This is a genomic window from Coprococcus sp. BIOML-A2 (assembly GCF_009875795.1).
GTDB classification, from domain to species: Bacteria; Bacillota; Clostridia; order Lachnospirales; family Lachnospiraceae; genus Coprococcus; species Coprococcus aceti.
The window spans coordinates 779677-797251 of sequence record NZ_WWSI01000001.1 but is presented as its reverse complement, the minus strand read 5'-3'; the positions used below and the strand labels follow the sequence as shown (position 1 = coordinate 797251).

Below are 17575 nucleotides of genomic sequence, written 5' to 3'. Positions count from 1 at the left end.
TCCGGCCATCAGCCCGTAGTTCTCTCTATATCAATTATATTATCAACATTCCTTATCTTGGCAATTATCGTATTCAACTGTTCCTTCGACTTGATCGCAAATGAGATCGTGATCGTAGCCTTGCCCTGCTTGCTTGTACGGCTGTTGATACTGTTTACGTTTATATTTGCCTCGCTGAGGATCTTGGTTATGTCAAATAATATGCCGTTTCTGTCATCTGCATATATATTTATCTCGGTCATGTATGTGTTCGATGCAACAGCGTCATCCTTCCACTCAGCCTCGATGACTCTGGCTCTGTCCGCCTCGCTCATGCACAACACATTTACACAGTCGGTACGGTGTATGGACACACCTCGTCCTCTGGTGATAAATCCTATGATCTCATCCCCCGGAACAGGTGAACAGCACTTGGAGAATCTCACGGCAACGTCATCTATGCCGTTTACGATTATTCCACCCTTGCCGGTATGGTTGCCATGGTTCTTCTTCACCGAATACTCGTCCAGAACCTCAGCGTTCGTGGCAGTCTGTGGCTTGTGCTCCTTGTTGTACTCATCAATCAGACGGTTTACTATCTGACCTTCCTTGATTCCGCCATGTCCAACGGCGGCAACTATGGAATCCCAATCCTGGAAATTGTACTTCTTGTATATCTTCTCCTGATACTCAGGCTTTGAGTACATGGAGTAGTCTATTCCCTTTGATTTGCAGTAGTTCAGTATGAGCTCTCTTCCGCGGCTGATATTCTCATCCTTGAGCTGATGCTTAAACCACTGGTTGATCTTTGTCCTCGCCTGTGTACTCTTGACTATACTCAGCCAGTCACGGCTTGGTCCTGTGGAGTTCTGTGAGGTTATGATCTCCACACGATCTCCGTTGTTAAGCTTGGTATCTATAGGAACCTGTCGTCCGTTGATCCTTGCACCGACCATCTTGTTGCCCACCGCCGTGTGAATGGCATAGGCAAAATCTATAGGTGTGGATCCGCTAGGAAGGTTCTTAACATCTCCGGCAGGAGTAAAGCAGTATACCTGTTCAGCAAAGAGATCAAGGTCAGTCTTGACAAAGCTCATGAACTCCTTGTTGTCATCGGTATCCCTCTGCCACTCAAGGATCTGACGGAGCCAGGAGAGCTTTTCCTCCTCCTTCTGCATGACCGTACCGGTTATGTTCTCCTTGTACTTCCAGTGCGCAGCGATACCATACTCAGCCGTTCTGTGCATCTCGTAGGTTCTTATCTGTATCTCAAATGGCTGTCCCTCAGGTCCGATCAGTGTGGTGTGAAGGGACTGGTACATGTTGGACTTAGGCATAGCTATGTAGTCCTTGAATCTTCCCGGAATAGGCTTGTACATCTCATGAATGATACCCAGTGCTGAGTAACAGTCCCTGACCGTATTCACCTTGATACGTACCGCAAATATATCGTATATCTGATCCAGAGTCTTGTTCTGGTTCTTCATCTTCTTATATATACTGAAGAAATGCTTTACTCTTCCGTCTATCTCAGCCTCAAGTCCGGCATTATCAATATGCTTCTTGACATCGGCAACGACCCTCTTGATATAAGCATCCCTCTCGGTAAGCTTCTCATCTATCTGCGCCTTGAGATCCTTGTACACATCCGGCATGAGGTACATCATGGACAGGTCATCCAGCTCGACCTTGATCTTGCTGATACCAAGTCTGTGTGCGATAGGCGCATATATATCCATGGTCTCTCTGGCCTTCTCTATCTGCTTCTCCGGTGACTGATACTGGAGGGTTCTCAGATTGTGGAGTCTGTCCGCCAGCTTTATCAGTATGACTCTGATATCCTTCGCCATGGAGAGGAACATCTTACGCAGATTCTCCGCCTGAACCTCTATCTTGTCCGTGGTCATCTTGAGCTGTGTCAGCTTCGTAACTCCATCCACAAGGAAAGCAACCTCCTCGGAGAACTCCGCTGCTATCTCCTCAGATGTCATGACTGTATCCTCAACGACATCGTGAAGTATTCCAGCCACTATCGTCTCCTTGTCAAGCTCGAGCTCTGCCAGGATTATGGCCACATTCAGAGGGTGCATGATATAAGGCTCCCCGGACTTTCTGAGCTGTCCCTTGTGGGCAGCGTCCGCCACCTTATATGCCTTCTCTATCATAGTGATGTCGGCAGATGGGTGATATGTGAGTATCCTTGAGATAAGCTCCTTATACAATTCCTCCGGCGGTGTAAAATCTGCCGGTGTGGACAGATCTATCTCTCTCTTCGCCTTCATCTGCTTATTCGCCTGCTCCTCCAGCTTTATAAGTTCATTCTGAGGAACATTCTTGCCAGACGCAAGAGCCTTCTCGATGGCTGCTATTCCATCCTTCGTGGCCTGCTCCGAGGTGATAACACCTGCTTCCGCAGCCCTCTTTGTCTCCTGAGCTATTATATTGTCCTGTGTCTTATCCAATGTCTCTCCCATATGCTCACCACACTTCCTGTTTTATTCTGCCCTGATCATTCTCCCTCAAACTGTACTACTGAAGCCACGTCATATTTGGAAAGTCTCTCTCTTCCCTTCAAGTCTGTCAGCTCTATGAGGAATACCATCTTGACCACGATTCCGCCAAGGCTCTCTATAAGCTTAGCCGCAGCCTCTATGGTTCCACCTGTTGCAATAAGATCATCCACCAGCACAACCTTCTCACCCGGCTTGATGGAATCCTTATGTATCTCTATAGTAGCCTGTCCATACTCAAGATCGTAAGACATCTCCACGGTCTCTCTTGGAAGCTTGCCCTTCTTTCTCACGAGAACAAGTCCTTTGCCGTTCTTGTAGGCCAGCGGTGCTCCAAATATAAATCCTCTGGACTCTGCTCCGGCGATGACATCGTAATCTACTCCCTCCAGCAGCTTATCCATCTCATCGATGGCCAGCTTCATGCCCTCAGGATCCTCAGTTACACTTGTCACATCCCTGAATATGATTCCCGGCTGTGGAAAATCAGGAATACTCTTGATATACTTTTCTACCTCACTCATCTTACGTCCTCCTGTATGATATATATTACAAATGTACTTAATAATATTCTCATCAAAGTCAGCTTATATTCCCTTGTTATAGGCCTCCATCTTCATCTGGAGTGAACGTCTTCCCATATATTCATTGATGGTCGGATAGTATGCGACATCTATCACTACGGCGTTCGGCTGACCATTTAACATTTTAACACATTCATCCTCTCCAAACCACTGTTTTATGTTATTCACAAATGTATCCGGATCAAAATCTATGGCATCCACGCACCTTCCGTACCAGGTATCAAGCTGGAGCTTCAGAAGATTTTTGTTTCTTCCAAGTATCTGCGCCCTTCGCACCGGTACTGCCGCCTGTGCAAACAGCGGTTTCCTGTTACCCTTTCCGTATGGTTCAAGCCTCTCGATCTGTTCCGTCAGCTCTATGCTGTTGTACGCCAGCGGCATGGTCACATCTATCATCAGCTTAGGTGTTATATCTTCATCCGTCAGCACCGCCGCTTCATTGAGCTTCCGCCTCAGCTCGTCAAGCCTCTCCTTCTCTATGGAAAAGCCCGCCGCCATGGCATGTCCGCCAAATGCAGTGAACATCTCCCGGAACCGGTTCAGCTCCTCGAACATGTTGTAGCTGTCTATGGATCTTCCCGATCCTTTCAGTATCCCCGGCGTCTCTGCGTCCGTGAACACCATCGCAGGTCTTGTGTATGCCTCCTTGAGCCTGCTGGCGATTATTCCCACAACGCTCTCATGTACAGCCGGTATATACACCACAAGCACCTTGTCCGCAAGGGTAGCCGCCTGTCCGAACTCTCCGTTCACAGTGGCTGTCTCAAGCATATCTGTGATATGCCGGGCTCCGGCCTCCGTCATGCTCTTTCTCTCATTGTTGACAGCCAGCAGTTCCCTAGCCCTTGCCTCGGCGACATTTGGATCTCTCTCAAGCAAGAACTCAAGGCTCTGTTTCGCATCCCCCAGTCTTCCCGCCGCATTGATGCACGGCCCTATCAGAAATCCCAGATCATACGTTGATATCTTCTTCTCATTTCTGCCGCTGAGCCTCATGAGGGCATTCAGACCCGGATTGCGGCTGTCCTTCAGACTTTCAAGGGCATATTTTACATAGATTCTGTTCTCATCCACCAGATCCATCATGTCACAGTTGGTAGCCAGCCCCAGGATCTCCATGAATTCATTTACCTCGCTCTCGGCTATCCCGCATATCCTGTACATGTACTGGATGAGCTTGAACGCAACGCCGGCCCCGCACAGCCCCTTGAATGGATATTCACAGTCCTGCCTCTGATTGTCTATGACCGCATCCGCCCGGGGCAGCATATATACCCGCTCGCCGCCATCACTCTCCTCAAATGGGATCTGATGGTGATCCGTGACGATGACCGTAAGCCCGCGCTCCTTCGCATATCTCACCTGTTCTATCGCCGCTATTCCATTGTCGCAGGTTATGATAGTATCAACACCATCCGCTATGGCGGCATCTATAAGTCTTTTATTTATTCCGTATCCATCATGCACTCGATGTGGAATGTCGTAATCCACCACGGTGCAGTCATCAGCGCAGCTTCCGTGCAGCGCCGCCCATGTTCTCCGAAGACCGAGAAGCAATATATAATTGGAGGTAACTCCGTCCACGTCGTAGTCCGAGATTATCCTTATCCTCCTGTTATCGCTGAGCTTTTCCTTTATTATCTCACCGGCTTCCACCATATCCTTCATCAGTGCCGGATCGTGCATGGAATCCCAGTCGCCATCAAGGTACATAGCTATGGCTTTCTCCCCGGTGACTCCTCTGTTCGTGATAACCCTCGCCACAACAGGACTCACACCGAACCTCTCGCCTATGGCATTAAAGTCCGCTCTTTTGCCCGCCACTCTCCACTCTGGCTTCTTAACATATTTATCTATTATATCCTTCTGCTCCGGTGTCAATGTCATCTTCTGTTCTCCGTATCATTTTATCGCAGGGACATATCCGCATCCCTGCTGTATCCATCCACATATTTTAGCAGACGCATTATGGTATTACCAGTGTAAATGCCACCATTTTGCCTGTAAATGTTGACATTTCACCTGTTATGTCTATTTGCTTTTTATTGTACAAATGTTATAATAAATATACATTTTAAATATATCTTTTGTGCATTTTGATGGCAGTATCTGGAAGTTCTATCACAAATGCGCAGTGCAAAGGAGGAGATATTTTTATGGCAAACAGATTCGTACTCAATGAAACCTCTTACCACGGAGCGGGTGCCATCGCTGAGATCGCCACAGAGGCAGTCGGCAGAGGCTTCGCCAAGGCTCTTGTGTGCTCAGATCCTGATCTGATCAAGTTCGGTGTGACCAAGAAGGTCACCGATGTTCTGGACGGTGCAGGACTTGCATACGAGATCTATTCCAACATCAAGCCAAACCCTACTATAGAGAACGTGCAGCAGGGTGTGGCCGCATTTAAGGCTGCTGAGGCAGATTACATCATCGCCATAGGCGGCGGATCATCCATGGACACTGCCAAGGGTATCGGCATAGTTATTGCCAACCCTGATTTTGCAGACATCAGAAGTCTGGAGGGTGTTGCACCTACAAAGAATAAATCAGTTCCTATATTTGCAGTTCCAACTACAGCCGGAACCGCAGCAGAGGTAACTATCAACTACGTCATCACAGATGTTGAGAAGAACCGCAAGATGGTATGTGTTGATCCTAAGGACATTCCTGTTGTGGCATTTGTCGATCCTGAGATGATGAGCTCCATGCCAAAGGGACTCACAGCAGCCACAGGTATGGATGCACTGACACACGCAATCGAGGGTTACATCACCGCAGCCGCATGGGAGCTGTCAGACATGTTCCACCTCAAGGCAATCGAGATCATCAGCCGTTCGCTCAGAGGGGCTGTTGCCAATACACCTGAGGGCCGTGCAGATATGGCTCTTGGCCAGTATGTTGCAGGCATGGGCTTCTCAAATGTAGGTCTTGGAATCGTTCATTCCATGGCTCATCCACTGGGAGCTCTGTATGACACACCTCACGGTGTTGCCAACGCGATTATCCTGCCTACTGTAATGGAATACAATGCAGAAGCAACAGGAGAAAAGTATCGTGAGATAGCAAGAGCCATGGGCGTCAAGGGCGTAGACGACATGACCCAGGAAGAATACAGAAAAGCTGCAGTTGACGCAGTACGCCAGTTGTCCATCGATGTAGGCATTCCTACAGACCTTAAAGACATTGTAAAGCCAGAGGATATTCCATTCCTGGCACAGTCAGCCTACGATGACGCATGTCGTCCGGGCAATCCAAAGGAGACTAGCGTGGAGGATATCACCAAGCTCTACGAGTCATTGATCTAACTGACCCATTAGATCAAAATATGTCAGTCCTTTGCCGGGACTTACATATTATATATGGGACCTCACCAGTCCCCTTAAACCCCTAAAAACTAACTAAAAGAACTCCTGTTACAGAGATTTTGCTCTCTCTGCATCAGGAGTTCTTTTTTTGTTCGTCGGATCCATCTGTCATGCTCTGATGTACTCAAGAATATACTCTTGAAACTCATTCATATTCTTAAATATAAAATCTGCCTTATCCCTCATCTCATCATCCGGCTGCACGAGGTCCGGGATCATGGCAATCTTCATCCCTGCCGCATATGCTGCTCTGACTCCGTTGTATGAGTCCTCCACCGCCCATGCACTCTCCGACTCAACTCCAAGCTCTTCACAGGCCTTCAGGAATATATCCGGTGCGGGTTTGCTCCGATCTACCATGTCTCCACATACAAGCTTGTCGAAGTAATCTATCACCCCGAGGTTGATGAGCTCCATGGTGACTACCTCTTTTCTGGTGGATGTGGCAAGGGCACATGGTATGCCATTATCCCTGAGCATCTTCAGCATGTCCGTAACTCCCGGCTTCAACACGAGCTCTCCCTCTGCCGCTGCCCGGTGGAATTCCGCCGCCATCTCAACCTTGAGGCTCTCATATCTCTCCTCATCCAATGTATCCTGTCCTTCACCACATCTTCCTTTGTACATCTGCACGAACAGCTTCTTCGCCGCCTCACGGTTGAGTCCAAGGGCAGCCATACAGAAGCTCTCTATGTCCTCTATGCCATATTTGTCCGCTGTCTTCTGCCAGCTCTTGACAACCAATTGTTCTGAATCGAGGATGACTCCATCCATATCAAACACCACTGCTTTACAATTCATATCTCTTCCATCTCCCAATAATACAACAGGCTTCCACAGCATCTCTGCCATGGAAGCCTGTTATCATCTGTCATCTGACATCCGTCCGATAACTTTATTCTATTAAGCATCTTTTTCTGTCTTACCAAGCTTTGTCTTCATGTAGTACCAGAGTGGTCCTGTGATACATACTGAAGAGTAAGCACCGATAACTACACCAGCCATAAGTGTGAGAGCGAACTCCTTGATAGAAGCTACACCCATGATATACAGAACGAATATTGTCACAAATGTTGTGAGTGATGTATATATTGTTCTGCTGAAGGTCTGATTAATACTCAGGTTGACTATATCCTTGTATGTGGCCTTCTTAGGCTTCATAACACTTATATTCTCTCTTACACGGTCGAATATGATGATAGTCGCATTGATCGAGTAACCCACTATGGTAAGCAGACATGCGATACATGTGTTACCAACTGTAAGTCTCAGTATAATATACAGACAGAATACCATCGCAACATCGTGGAGAAGTGCGATAACTGCACTTGCACCAAACTTCACATCATGGAATCTGATAGCAATGTATATAAGCATCAGGATAGCTGCAAGGATGACTGAGAATATAGCGTTCTTGGACATCTCGCTGCTGACTGATCCACTTATTACGTTTGCCTCCTTGACATCTGCGCCAAGCTTGTCTGTGAGTGCGCTGCGCACCTTGGACATCTGTGAGTCATCTGTTCCGTCATCTGAAAGCTCAGGCATCTTGAACACGATCTCATTTGTACCTGATACTGTCTGTACTGATATTCCCGCTTCACCGATACCGGCTGCCTCTGCAATGACAGGAACTATATCTTTCTCAGCCTCGCTAAGTGAGTACTCTTTGTCAAAACCTACTGTAAGGCTTGTACCGCCTGCAAACTCAACACTGAAGTTAAGTGGTGAACCCTTTGACTTATTATTAACAGGCATCATACAGAAGCATGCGATGATCACAATGAGTGATCCGAGCATACAGAACTTACCTGCCTTCACGAAGTTTGTCTTCTTTGGCTCTCTTGCAACGCCGAAATACTTGGCATCTGTAACGCCGAGATTTACAAGCGCTGTGAGCAGTGACTGGCTGACTGCCAGAGCTGTGAATACTGAAAGAACAACACCGATAGCCAGTGTGATCGCAAATCCCTTGATAGTACCTGTTCCGAATATTCCAAGTACAAGAGCTGCTATAAGTGTTGTAACGTTACCATCTATGATGGCTGACAGGGCATTGTGGAAACCACCCTTTACAGCCTGCTTTACGGACTTGCCATCCGCCAGCTCCTCTTTGATACGCGTGAATATGATTACGTTGGCATCGACCGCCATACCTACTGACAGGATAACACCAGCTATACCAGGAAGTGTCAGTGTTACGTTGAACAGATTGAGTACCAGCAGATCAAGTATTGTGTAGAATGCCAGAGCAAATGATGCCACAAGACCTGGGATCCTGAATACTATGATCATGATAAGAAATACAAGTGCAATACCGATCGCACCTGCCTTAAGGCTTGTGCTGATGGCATCTGATCCAAGTGTAGCACCTACTATATTGGAACGAACCTGCTTAAGTGTAAGAGGAAGTGCACCGATACGGATAGTAGTAGCAAGCTGCTCGGCCTCCTCGTAGCTTCCGATCTTGTTGATTTCTGCGCTTCCGCCTGTTATGGCTGACTGTACTGTTGGTGCACTTACGACCTTGTTGTCATATATAATGTATACTATATTCCCAACATTTGCCGCGGTAACATCAGCGAACTTCTGAGCTCCCTCATCGGTGAATGCAAGCTGTACCACATTGTCATTGCCGTTATCTGAGTCAATTCCGGCTGTGGCATTCTTGATGTCATCTCCTGTAAGAGCAGCCTCATACTCCTGTCCCTGTGACCACTTTGTATAATTGTCCGGATCAAGAAACTCAAGCTTTCCCTCAATATTCAGAGCATTAAGTATCTCATCTGCATTTGTTACACCCGGGATCTCTGCTGTGATCTTCTTGTCTCCATCTTCATAGACTGAGTACTCATTGGTGTAGGCCTCTACACGCTGCTCAATCTTATACTTGGTATCCTCGAGATCCTTGTCGCTGTAATCATCCTCCTGAATCTCGTAAGTTACACTCAGACCACCCTTAAGGTCAAGTCCAAGCTTGATGTACTCGACTTTACCTCTGTCTGCAACACCGAATATTGCTGTATATATAGCAACACCCAGTATAAGCAGAAAGGCAATGATGACGAGCACAGCGTTTCTCTTTGTCTTCTTCATCGTCTTCTCCTTTTACCCTTTTTATTCCTCTTCTGCCTCATCGGCCATAGCCGCCTTCAGCATGATTGCACATTCTATACGCTTCTTCTGAAGCTCACAACCTATGTCATATGCATCAAGTATATTGCCGTGGAACTTGTATGAGTTGGCCGCACAGCCACCGCTGCAATAGAATCTTGCAAAGCAGTCCTTACACTTATCCTTGGCATATACATTGCACAGCTTGAATTCATTGACTATATCCTGATTCTTGATTCCATCGAATACATTTCCTATACAGAAATCATCCTCACCAACAAACTGATGGCAAGGATAAAGGTCTCCCCAAGGAGTGACCGCCATGTACTCTGTACCTGAACCACAACCGGAAAGTCTCTTGGCCACGCAAGGTCCACCCTCAAGATCTATCATGAAGTGGAAGAAATTGAAGCCTCTTCCCTCCTTATGTCTCTTGATCATCTCCTTAGCCAGGATATCGTACTGCTCAAGCAGTACCGGTATATCCTCTTCCTTTATAGCATATGGCTCGTCCGGAAGTGATACAACAGGCTCAACGGATATCTGGTCAAATCCCAGATCCGCCATATGAAGCACGTCCTGTGAGAAATCAAGATTGTTATGAGTGTAAGTTCCTCTTACGTAGTAGCTCTTGCCTGCTCTCTTCTTGGCAAATTCCTGGAACTTGGATAGTATCACATCATAACTTCCCTTGCCATTCCTGGTAGGTCTCATGTAGTCGTGGACTTCCTTCCTTCCATCTATGCTGAGCACCACGTTCGCCATCTCTCTGTTGGCAAATTCCATGATCTCGTCATTCAGAAGCACTCCGTTGGTAGTAAGTGTGAATCTGAACTTCTTGTCATACTTCTCCTCAAGGCTTCTTCCGTATTCCACGGTCTTCCTGACTACATCCCAGTTCATAAGCGGCTCACCGCCGAAGAAATCCACCTCGAGATTTCTTCTTAAACCGGAATTCGCAACCAGAAAATCCAGGGATTTCTTTGCCACCTCAAGTGACATAAGCGCCCTGTCTCCCTTATATTCTCCCTCACCGGCAAAGCAGTATCTGCAGGCAAGGTTACAGTCATGGGCGATATGCAGACACAACGCCTTGACAACTGTCTTTCTCTTCTTGAAATCTATAATATAATCTTTGTATACGTCATCTGTAAATAATGTTCCGTCCTCTACCAGTTGGGCTACCTCGTCATAAGCCTCGGAAACATCTGCGCTGTCATACTGTGACAGTGCCTTTATAATCTGCTCTTTATCATTCTCCTCATATAAAGAAATAATATCATAGACAAGATCGTCTACGACATGTACAGAACCACTACAGACATCAAGCACTATATTATAACCGTTGTTCTTGTACTGATGAACCATAATTCTCCTTCAATATATTCCATCGGATCTATCCGTGAAATTCTAATTCAAGGCGCCACACACGGCACCCTTATACACGCACTAAAGAGGACTGTCATCATAAACGACGGTCCCCTTTAGCTGATCAAATACAAACCTGTTACAAATTACTTGTTGTTAACATTCTCACAGCTCTGATTACCAACTGTGCATGATGTCTTACAAGCTGACTGGCATGATGTCTGGCACTCGCCACATCCACCCTTGACCATTGTATTCTTCATAGTCCTGTTTGTGAGTGTTTTAATTCTCTTCATTCTGGATACACCTCTCTTTTTATGTCATATATCGGGATTATAACACAAAGATATATAAAGTAAAAGTTTTTTTAACTGAGCATAGCCCCCAGCATCCCGCCTGCAACGCACATAATACACTTGGTTATAACTGCTATTCCCTCTCTGTCGCCTGAACCTGTAAACAACACCGACACGGTCAATGCGACCGATATGTAAGTCAGGCCATACACCATCCCCCACAGGAAACGCTTCTCCCTGACTTTTCTGCCCGTAACAAAGCCCCCGGCAAATGTGGCCACTATGTATATCACAACAACCAGTATACCGAGCACCTTATCGCTTATCCCCACTTTGTATACGACCACCGCCGTTATAAACAGCATGATTATCGTGAGCAGATAGGACAGGATCAGTCCCTTTACAACTCCCATAAATTTCTGACTTGCAGACATACTACCACCATATTCTTTACTCTTTACATTATTATGATGTTCCTCCTCATTTTATTAATAAAAATACAGCCTGTTTACTCAAACAGGCTGCATATATCTTCTATATCATAAAAGGTTTTGTATGCACGCTCGCGCGTGATACCATTTGGTTTTATCAGATCCACCACCATGACCGTACATAGCCCTGCCCGGCTGGCAGATATGATACCATTCACAGAGTCCTCAACGGCCACCGCTTCGTCCGGGTTTACGCCCAGCTTCCCGCAGGCCTTAAGATATATATCAGGCTCCGGCTTTCCGTGGGTGATCTCGTCTCCGCATACCTTTTCATCGAAGTATCCGGCTATTCCAACGCTATCAAGTCTCTGCTGCGCCCTCGTCCTCGCAGTGGAGGTTGCAAGTGCTATCTTCACGCCGTGTTCTTTTAAGAATCTCAGCGTGTCCTCGACATGTGGCTTTATGTCTATTCCATACTTTTCCACATGTTCATCGAACAGATCCATTGTTCTCTGTCTGAACGCAAGATAATCAAAATCTTCGCCCATTATTTCCTTAAATACCCGGGCGTTGGAGGTCTTGTTGCCTCCAGCCACCCGGTCACATACATTTTCCATCTGTGCCTCAGGAATCCCTATGCTCATGCCGTTTTCCTTCCAGCACTTCCTGTATATCTTCTCCGTGTCTACCAACACGCCGTCCATATCAAATACAACTGCCCTGTACATAGCACTTTCTCCTACATTAAGCAGCGGCGTTTTTCTTTCTTCTTCTGCCAGCTATGATGATGAATGCAAGCAATGCAAGAAGCAGGATCGCTGCGATTATTATTATGATCAGCACAACCGGTGACATCTTTTCGCTGAGCTTGAAGGTGAATACCTCTCCGGTCTCTCTGTCATATGTTGTCGCTATATTACCGGCCTTATCCTGGGCTGTTACCTCAACCGTGTATGTATCATACTGATCTACCTGCATCTCATACTTGTTATCTGCCTGATAGCTTGCAGGATCTATGGTATTGCCATTTATAACGATGGATGTGATCTCGTCTTCCTCATTCTCAAGACCTATCGTCATGTTGAATGGCTCTCTGAGAGTCTCTCCATCCTCAACACCTGTTATGATGATTCGTGGTGCAGTACCATCATAAGTATAATCAAATTCCTGTGTTGCCGTGTGTCCAACCTTGTCAGTTACTGTAAGTGTTATCTTGTGATATCCGTCTGTCATATCTGAGAAATCGATAAGATTTACTCCGTCTATCTTGGCGTCAACCGAGAAGTCTGAAGTATCACTTACATCCCACAGTGCTTCGTAGCCCTTGTCTCGTATATCAGCAAAATCTGATGCATTGAGAAGCAGTGTTCCGTCATCGCTTGCAATGCTCTTGCTCATGAATCCGGCAAGTGTCGATGTAGCCTTGAGCTCAGGTGGTGTGTTATCGACTGTGAATACCAGGCTGTAATCATCAGCCTTATTTCCCAGTTCATCCTGCGCTGTTATTGACACCTCGTATACACCATCCTCAGAGAATCTCTGGCTTCCTGTGCTGAGCTCTGAAGAATTGCTGTAATTTGTAAAGTATGATGATGACACATCCTTGCTGTCCTTCTTCACGGTTATCTTCACATCATCTGTCGAGAAGAATGACTCCTGAACGCTCAGTGACATATCAACATAGTTCGGTGCGGAAGAATCCATACTTCCTATTGGGTCGTAATTCTTTACTTCCTTGTTGTTCTTATCCACTGCGCTCACCTTTACAACAGGTGCCTTTGAGTCAACCTTGAAGGTCTTGGTCTGGCTGGCTGCCACATTTCCTGCAAGATCTCTTGCATTTGCTGTGATCGTGTACTCGCCATCCTCTGTAAAGTTGTAAGTTGCGGTATGTGGATTGCTTCCTGAGAAGCTGCTTGTTCCCAGCGTAGCGATATTCGATGCCGCTGTTCCGTCCGTCTTTCTGGTTATTGTCACGTTAAATGCATCTGCGGCAAGATTGTTGTTCTCATATGCAAATGAGAATGCCTCATCTATGCTGATGGTTGCATTTACCGCCGTTGTCTGTCTGTCGCTCATTCCTGAAATCGATATAACCGGTGCAGTCTTATCGATTCTGAACTTCACTGTTCTGGTCACAGCCTTGTTGCCCGCCTTATCCTCTGCGGACACGGTGACTGTGTAATCGCCCTGGGCGTCAAATGTCACACCGCTGAGTACCTCTCTGACTGTGCTGACTCCATCACCCTTTGTTCCCCAGGTAACATTCTTTCTGATATCTCTGTTCTCTACAACAGATCCACCCTCATTTGTTCTGACTACATGAATGGTGTACTTTCCACCTCTCATGTTATCTGTAAGTGTTACAGGGACTGTCACATCTCTGTTGTTTATAGTGTTGACATTTCCAAGCTGTATCTCAGGCTTGTGCTTGTCTATGTAGAAATGGGTTCCTGTTGTTCCTTCATTTCCACACTTGTCGGTAACGGTCATGGTGAGATCATACTCACCTTCCTTATCATATGTGTACTTCTTGCCCCATGTTCCGCCGTTACTCTTTATATAGAAGTATTGCGGATTCTCATCCACTGCTACATTTCCATCATTCTCTGTGATAATAGTGTTCTGAAGCGACTTGAACTGTTCCTCCACACCAACTCTGAATGATATTGAAGTCTTGAAGTAATTGTTATTATCCAGTCTGTACTCAGGATCATCGTCCACATACACAAGTGGCTCTGTGGTGTCGACGTAATAATTCTTTGTCTTGAGAGCACTTGTGCCCTCCTGAACACCGAACGCCTCGTCTGCTGCCGGCTTCAGTGCATTGCCGGAATTATCGGCTCCCTCAACTGTGAAATAATATACAGTTGCCTTGCCGCCCTTGGCTGTCATCTTATATGCTGCAGTGGTCTTGCCATCTGCTGTCTGGAACGGAACTGTGGTCTCTGACCAGTTTGAATCACTGTAGGTCTTGTAGTACACCTTAAGCGTCGCATTCTGTGTATCCATTCCATAATCGTCTTCTATGCCAAATGTAATAGTTCTGCTCCTGTTAAGGAATCTGCTGCTTCCACCGGACACAACTGATATCTCAGGGCTCTTCTTATCTATTACAAATGAAGTTGTTGCCTTACCCGACTCATTGCCAACCTCATCGACAGCAACGATCGTGATATTATAAAGTCCAGGCTCTCTGAATGTTGTGGACTTTGCTGCATTTGCAGTGTAATCCGCATCCAGCTCATACTTGCTTATGCTCTTGCCATCGCGTGTTCCTGTCACAACGAACTTCTCCACGAAGTAATTGTCAGTTCCCCTTGCTGTTATGGTCACATTGCTGTTATTCCAGTAATTTATCAGCTTTCCGCCGGCAGTTCCATCTATTGACACTGATGGCTTGACGGTATCAACTATCAGGTGTATCTCCTGACTGGCCTTGCTCTCGTTTCCTGCTCTGTCCTTCAGCTTAACAGTCATCGTGTACTCTGTATTTTCATCTGTTATGCCAAGGGCCTTTGCATCCAGTGTCTTTTCTATATCATTTCCTGATACATTAATGCTTCCTGTAATGTCCTGTGATCCGGCTGTGCTGCTTCTGCCTACCGTATATGTAACCTTGCCATTGCTGTCATCGTTATCGGAACCAGAGACCTTGATCTTCACGTCACTCTTTGATCTGTAATAGAATGTCGATCCTGATTTGTATTTCTGGTTTGCACACTCCAGCTTCACATTTGCCGGTGCAGTCTTATCATAGTAAACCTTTATGCTCTGTACTTCTTTGAACTTCGTGTCAGCATTGTTCGGATCGTGTATTCTCGCCATGAGTGAGATCTCGTACACACCCTCATCTGGAAGCTCGTAGGATATGTTGACCGTATTCTTGTCATATGCAGCGGCAACTGTACCCTTTACCTCAACTGCCTTATCCTTCTTTCCTGCAAATGATGTTCTGGTGATCACCAGCTTTGCGTCATCTGCTGCAAGCTGGAAGCCTGATACTGCACCCTCTACAGTCAGAGTATCATCATTTCTCCAGAATATAGCGCCGTTGTCAGCATCTGTACCGTTCGCAGATAACTTCTCTCCTGAAAGGCCATCCACATTGACATACACATATGTGTTCGTCTCTGTCTTATTTCCAGCCTCGTCAGTTACCACAACTGTCAGGACATAACTTCCTGAACCATCTATGCTTATCTCTTTTCCGCTCTGCAGGCCATTGTCACCTGTAGATGTTGAATACCAGTTCTTGACTGATGTATATGATCCATTTGCATCTGCCTTCTTGAGTGAAGCGACCGCCGATGCAACACCTGATGTGGCATCGCTGTACTTTATATTAAGAACAGCTTCCTTTGCGTCTGTGACTGTGTACTGCTGATCATTGTTTGTCCTGTCTGTTCCGGCGTTGTCCGTAACCTTTACAACAGGTGCTGTATTATCCACCTTGACTACAGTCTCTATCCTGCCCTCTATTCCGGCGAAGTCATTTGCCGCAAATGTGATGGTATGCTCTCCATCAGCCAGATATATGTCTGACTTTGTTGAATCCTTGACATCTCCACCGCTCACGCGGACATCGCTGCTGTATGTGAACTTGTTTCCTTTTTCAAGGATCGTTTCCTTCTTGCCATCCACGCTGTATGACACGGTGTCTATGTAAGAATACTCTCCAGTTGCCTTCACTGTCAGCTTTGTGGATTTCACATAGCTTGTGGAACCGCCTGTAACTGTGAGTTCAGGCTTTCCTTCCTTTACAAATACAATGTCGCCATCCTCATCTGCGCCGACTGAGTTATTGCCAAACTCGTTCTCCTTGGCGTAAATGACAAGCTTCTTTGCATTGTCTGCATTGTCCTTCTTGAACCACTGTGCACTTATCTCGAATTCATATTCATATCCGCCGGACACAGCCTTTTTGCCTGTGCACTCCACTGCTGAGGCTGCACCCGTAAGCTTGTAGTACAGGCTCACGTCATCTATCTCAGTGTTATCACTGCCGGCTGTAACCTTCTTCACCTGTACAGTGAACTTATAAGCATCATCTACCTTGAGCTGAGGGAATCTGTAATCCACTCCGTTCTTCTGTATGATCTCAGGGGTAACACTTGTTATGACAGGAGCTCCGTTGAGCTTCTTGACGATAACACTGGTCTCCTCTGACTTGTTTCCTGCAACATCGACCGCTCTGAACTTGTATGCTCCACTCTTATCAGGTGCAACAAACTGGGATGTGCTCTCAGTCTTGCTCCAGGTCTTTCCATTGTCTGATGAATACTCCACATAGTCTATTCCTGTGGCATTTTCCTCTGCTGCATCTGTGGTATCCTTGGCGTCTATCACAAATGTTCTGTCGGCATCACTGCTTGTGAGGTTCAGGAGATAATAGCCATCGCTCACCTTGTTGTGAAGATTGTAGTTATCATCAGCCTCAACCGATATTGTAGGTGCCTGCTTATCCACGGCAACCTTTATGGTTCCAAGCAGCTCGAAATCACCGCTCTCATCAGTACCTGTATAATAGTAAATAGCTATCTTCTGTACTGCTGTGTCATTCTTCAGCTCATACACATTATCAAATGTGACAAGCTTTCCTGCTGCATCTGTGGCTGTAGCGATCTTATCGTCCGCTGTAGCTCCTTTGTAAACAGCCACTCCCAACTTGCTGCTGTCGATTCCGTCAACTTTGTCGGACTTGATCTTGAACTTTATTGCCTTGTCAAAATCCTTGAAGCCATACACCATATCCGCCTTATCGCCCTTTACAATGGCCGTTACATCTATGGTCTGTGTATCTTCCTCCTCCGCAAACAAATGAAAATGTGAATCGATCGCCACAAGAGTGAGTGTCATAACTACCGCCATCGTAAGCGCGATCAGTCGATGCAAAAGTGATTTATTCTGCATAACCTTTTTCATGTC

Annotated in this window: 11 protein-coding genes; 1 reads left to right on the top strand and 10 read right to left on the bottom strand. The window is 46.3% G+C overall.

The genetic code is table 11. The features are described from left to right. Positions 1–8 precede the first annotated feature (8 nt). The 3 genes from GT575_RS03520 to recJ all read right to left on the bottom strand — a co-directional run bounded on the left by GT575_RS03520 (position 9) and on the right by recJ (position 4960). Complete coding sequence (locus GT575_RS03520) at positions 9–2453, bottom strand: RelA/SpoT family protein (RefSeq protein WP_161171492.1); 2445 nt, start codon at positions 2451–2453, stop codon at positions 9–11. A 35-nt stretch (positions 2454–2488) separates the two neighbouring features. Further along, positions 2489–3013 carry an adenine phosphoribosyltransferase gene (locus GT575_RS03515; protein WP_015534328.1) on the bottom strand — a complete coding sequence of 175 codons (525 nt, stop codon included), beginning with the start codon at positions 3011–3013 and terminating at the stop codon, positions 2489–2491. A 63-nt stretch (positions 3014–3076) separates the two neighbouring features. Further along, positions 3077–4960 (bottom strand): single-stranded-DNA-specific exonuclease RecJ, encoded by a 1884-nt coding sequence (gene recJ, locus GT575_RS03510; protein ID WP_161171491.1) that lies wholly within the window; start codon positions 4958–4960, stop codon positions 3077–3079. 269 nt (positions 4961–5229) lie between these two features. On the opposite strand from recJ, the gene fucO reads away from it, so the two are divergent. Beyond that, positions 5230–6378, top strand: a complete 1149-nt coding sequence (gene fucO, locus GT575_RS03505) for a lactaldehyde reductase (RefSeq protein WP_015534330.1) — start codon at positions 5230–5232, stop codon at positions 6376–6378. 168 nt (positions 6379–6546) lie between these two features. Here the strand turns inward: fucO and GT575_RS03500 are convergent, their stop codons facing one another. From GT575_RS03500 to GT575_RS03470, 7 genes are all read right to left on the bottom strand, one after another. Continuing rightward, positions 6547–7239, bottom strand: a complete 693-nt coding sequence (locus GT575_RS03500) for an HAD family hydrolase (protein WP_243147812.1) — start codon at positions 7237–7239, stop codon at positions 6547–6549. Between the two features lie 102 nt (positions 7240–7341). Continuing rightward, on the bottom strand, positions 7342–9534 hold the full coding sequence (gene secD / locus GT575_RS03495; protein ID WP_161171489.1) for a protein translocase subunit SecD: 2193 nt from the start codon (positions 9532–9534) through the stop codon (positions 7342–7344). A 21-nt stretch (positions 9535–9555) separates the two neighbouring features. Next, positions 9556–10920, bottom strand: a complete 1365-nt coding sequence (gene scfB / locus GT575_RS03490; RefSeq protein ID WP_055146142.1) for a thioether cross-link-forming SCIFF peptide maturase — start codon at positions 10918–10920, stop codon at positions 9556–9558. 146 nt (positions 10921–11066) lie between these two features. Beyond that, entirely contained in the window at positions 11067–11216 is a 150-nt protein-coding gene (gene scfA / locus GT575_RS03485; RefSeq protein ID WP_015534334.1) for a six-cysteine ranthipeptide SCIFF, read from the bottom strand. A gap of 71 nt (positions 11217–11287) precedes the next feature. Then, positions 11288–11650, bottom strand: a complete 363-nt coding sequence (locus tag GT575_RS03480; RefSeq protein ID WP_015534335.1) for a TIGR04086 family membrane protein — start codon at positions 11648–11650, stop codon at positions 11288–11290. A gap of 74 nt (positions 11651–11724) precedes the next feature. Next, positions 11725–12375: an HAD family hydrolase gene (locus GT575_RS03475; RefSeq protein ID WP_161171488.1), complete on the bottom strand. Its 651-nt coding sequence runs from the start codon at positions 12373–12375 to the stop codon at positions 11725–11727. A 16-nt stretch (positions 12376–12391) separates the two neighbouring features. Beyond that, a complete protein-coding gene (locus tag GT575_RS03470) occupies positions 12392–17572 on the bottom strand; it encodes an Ig-like domain-containing protein (protein ID WP_161171487.1) in 5181 nt (1726 codons plus the stop codon). Positions 17573–17575: the final 3 nt, after the last annotated feature.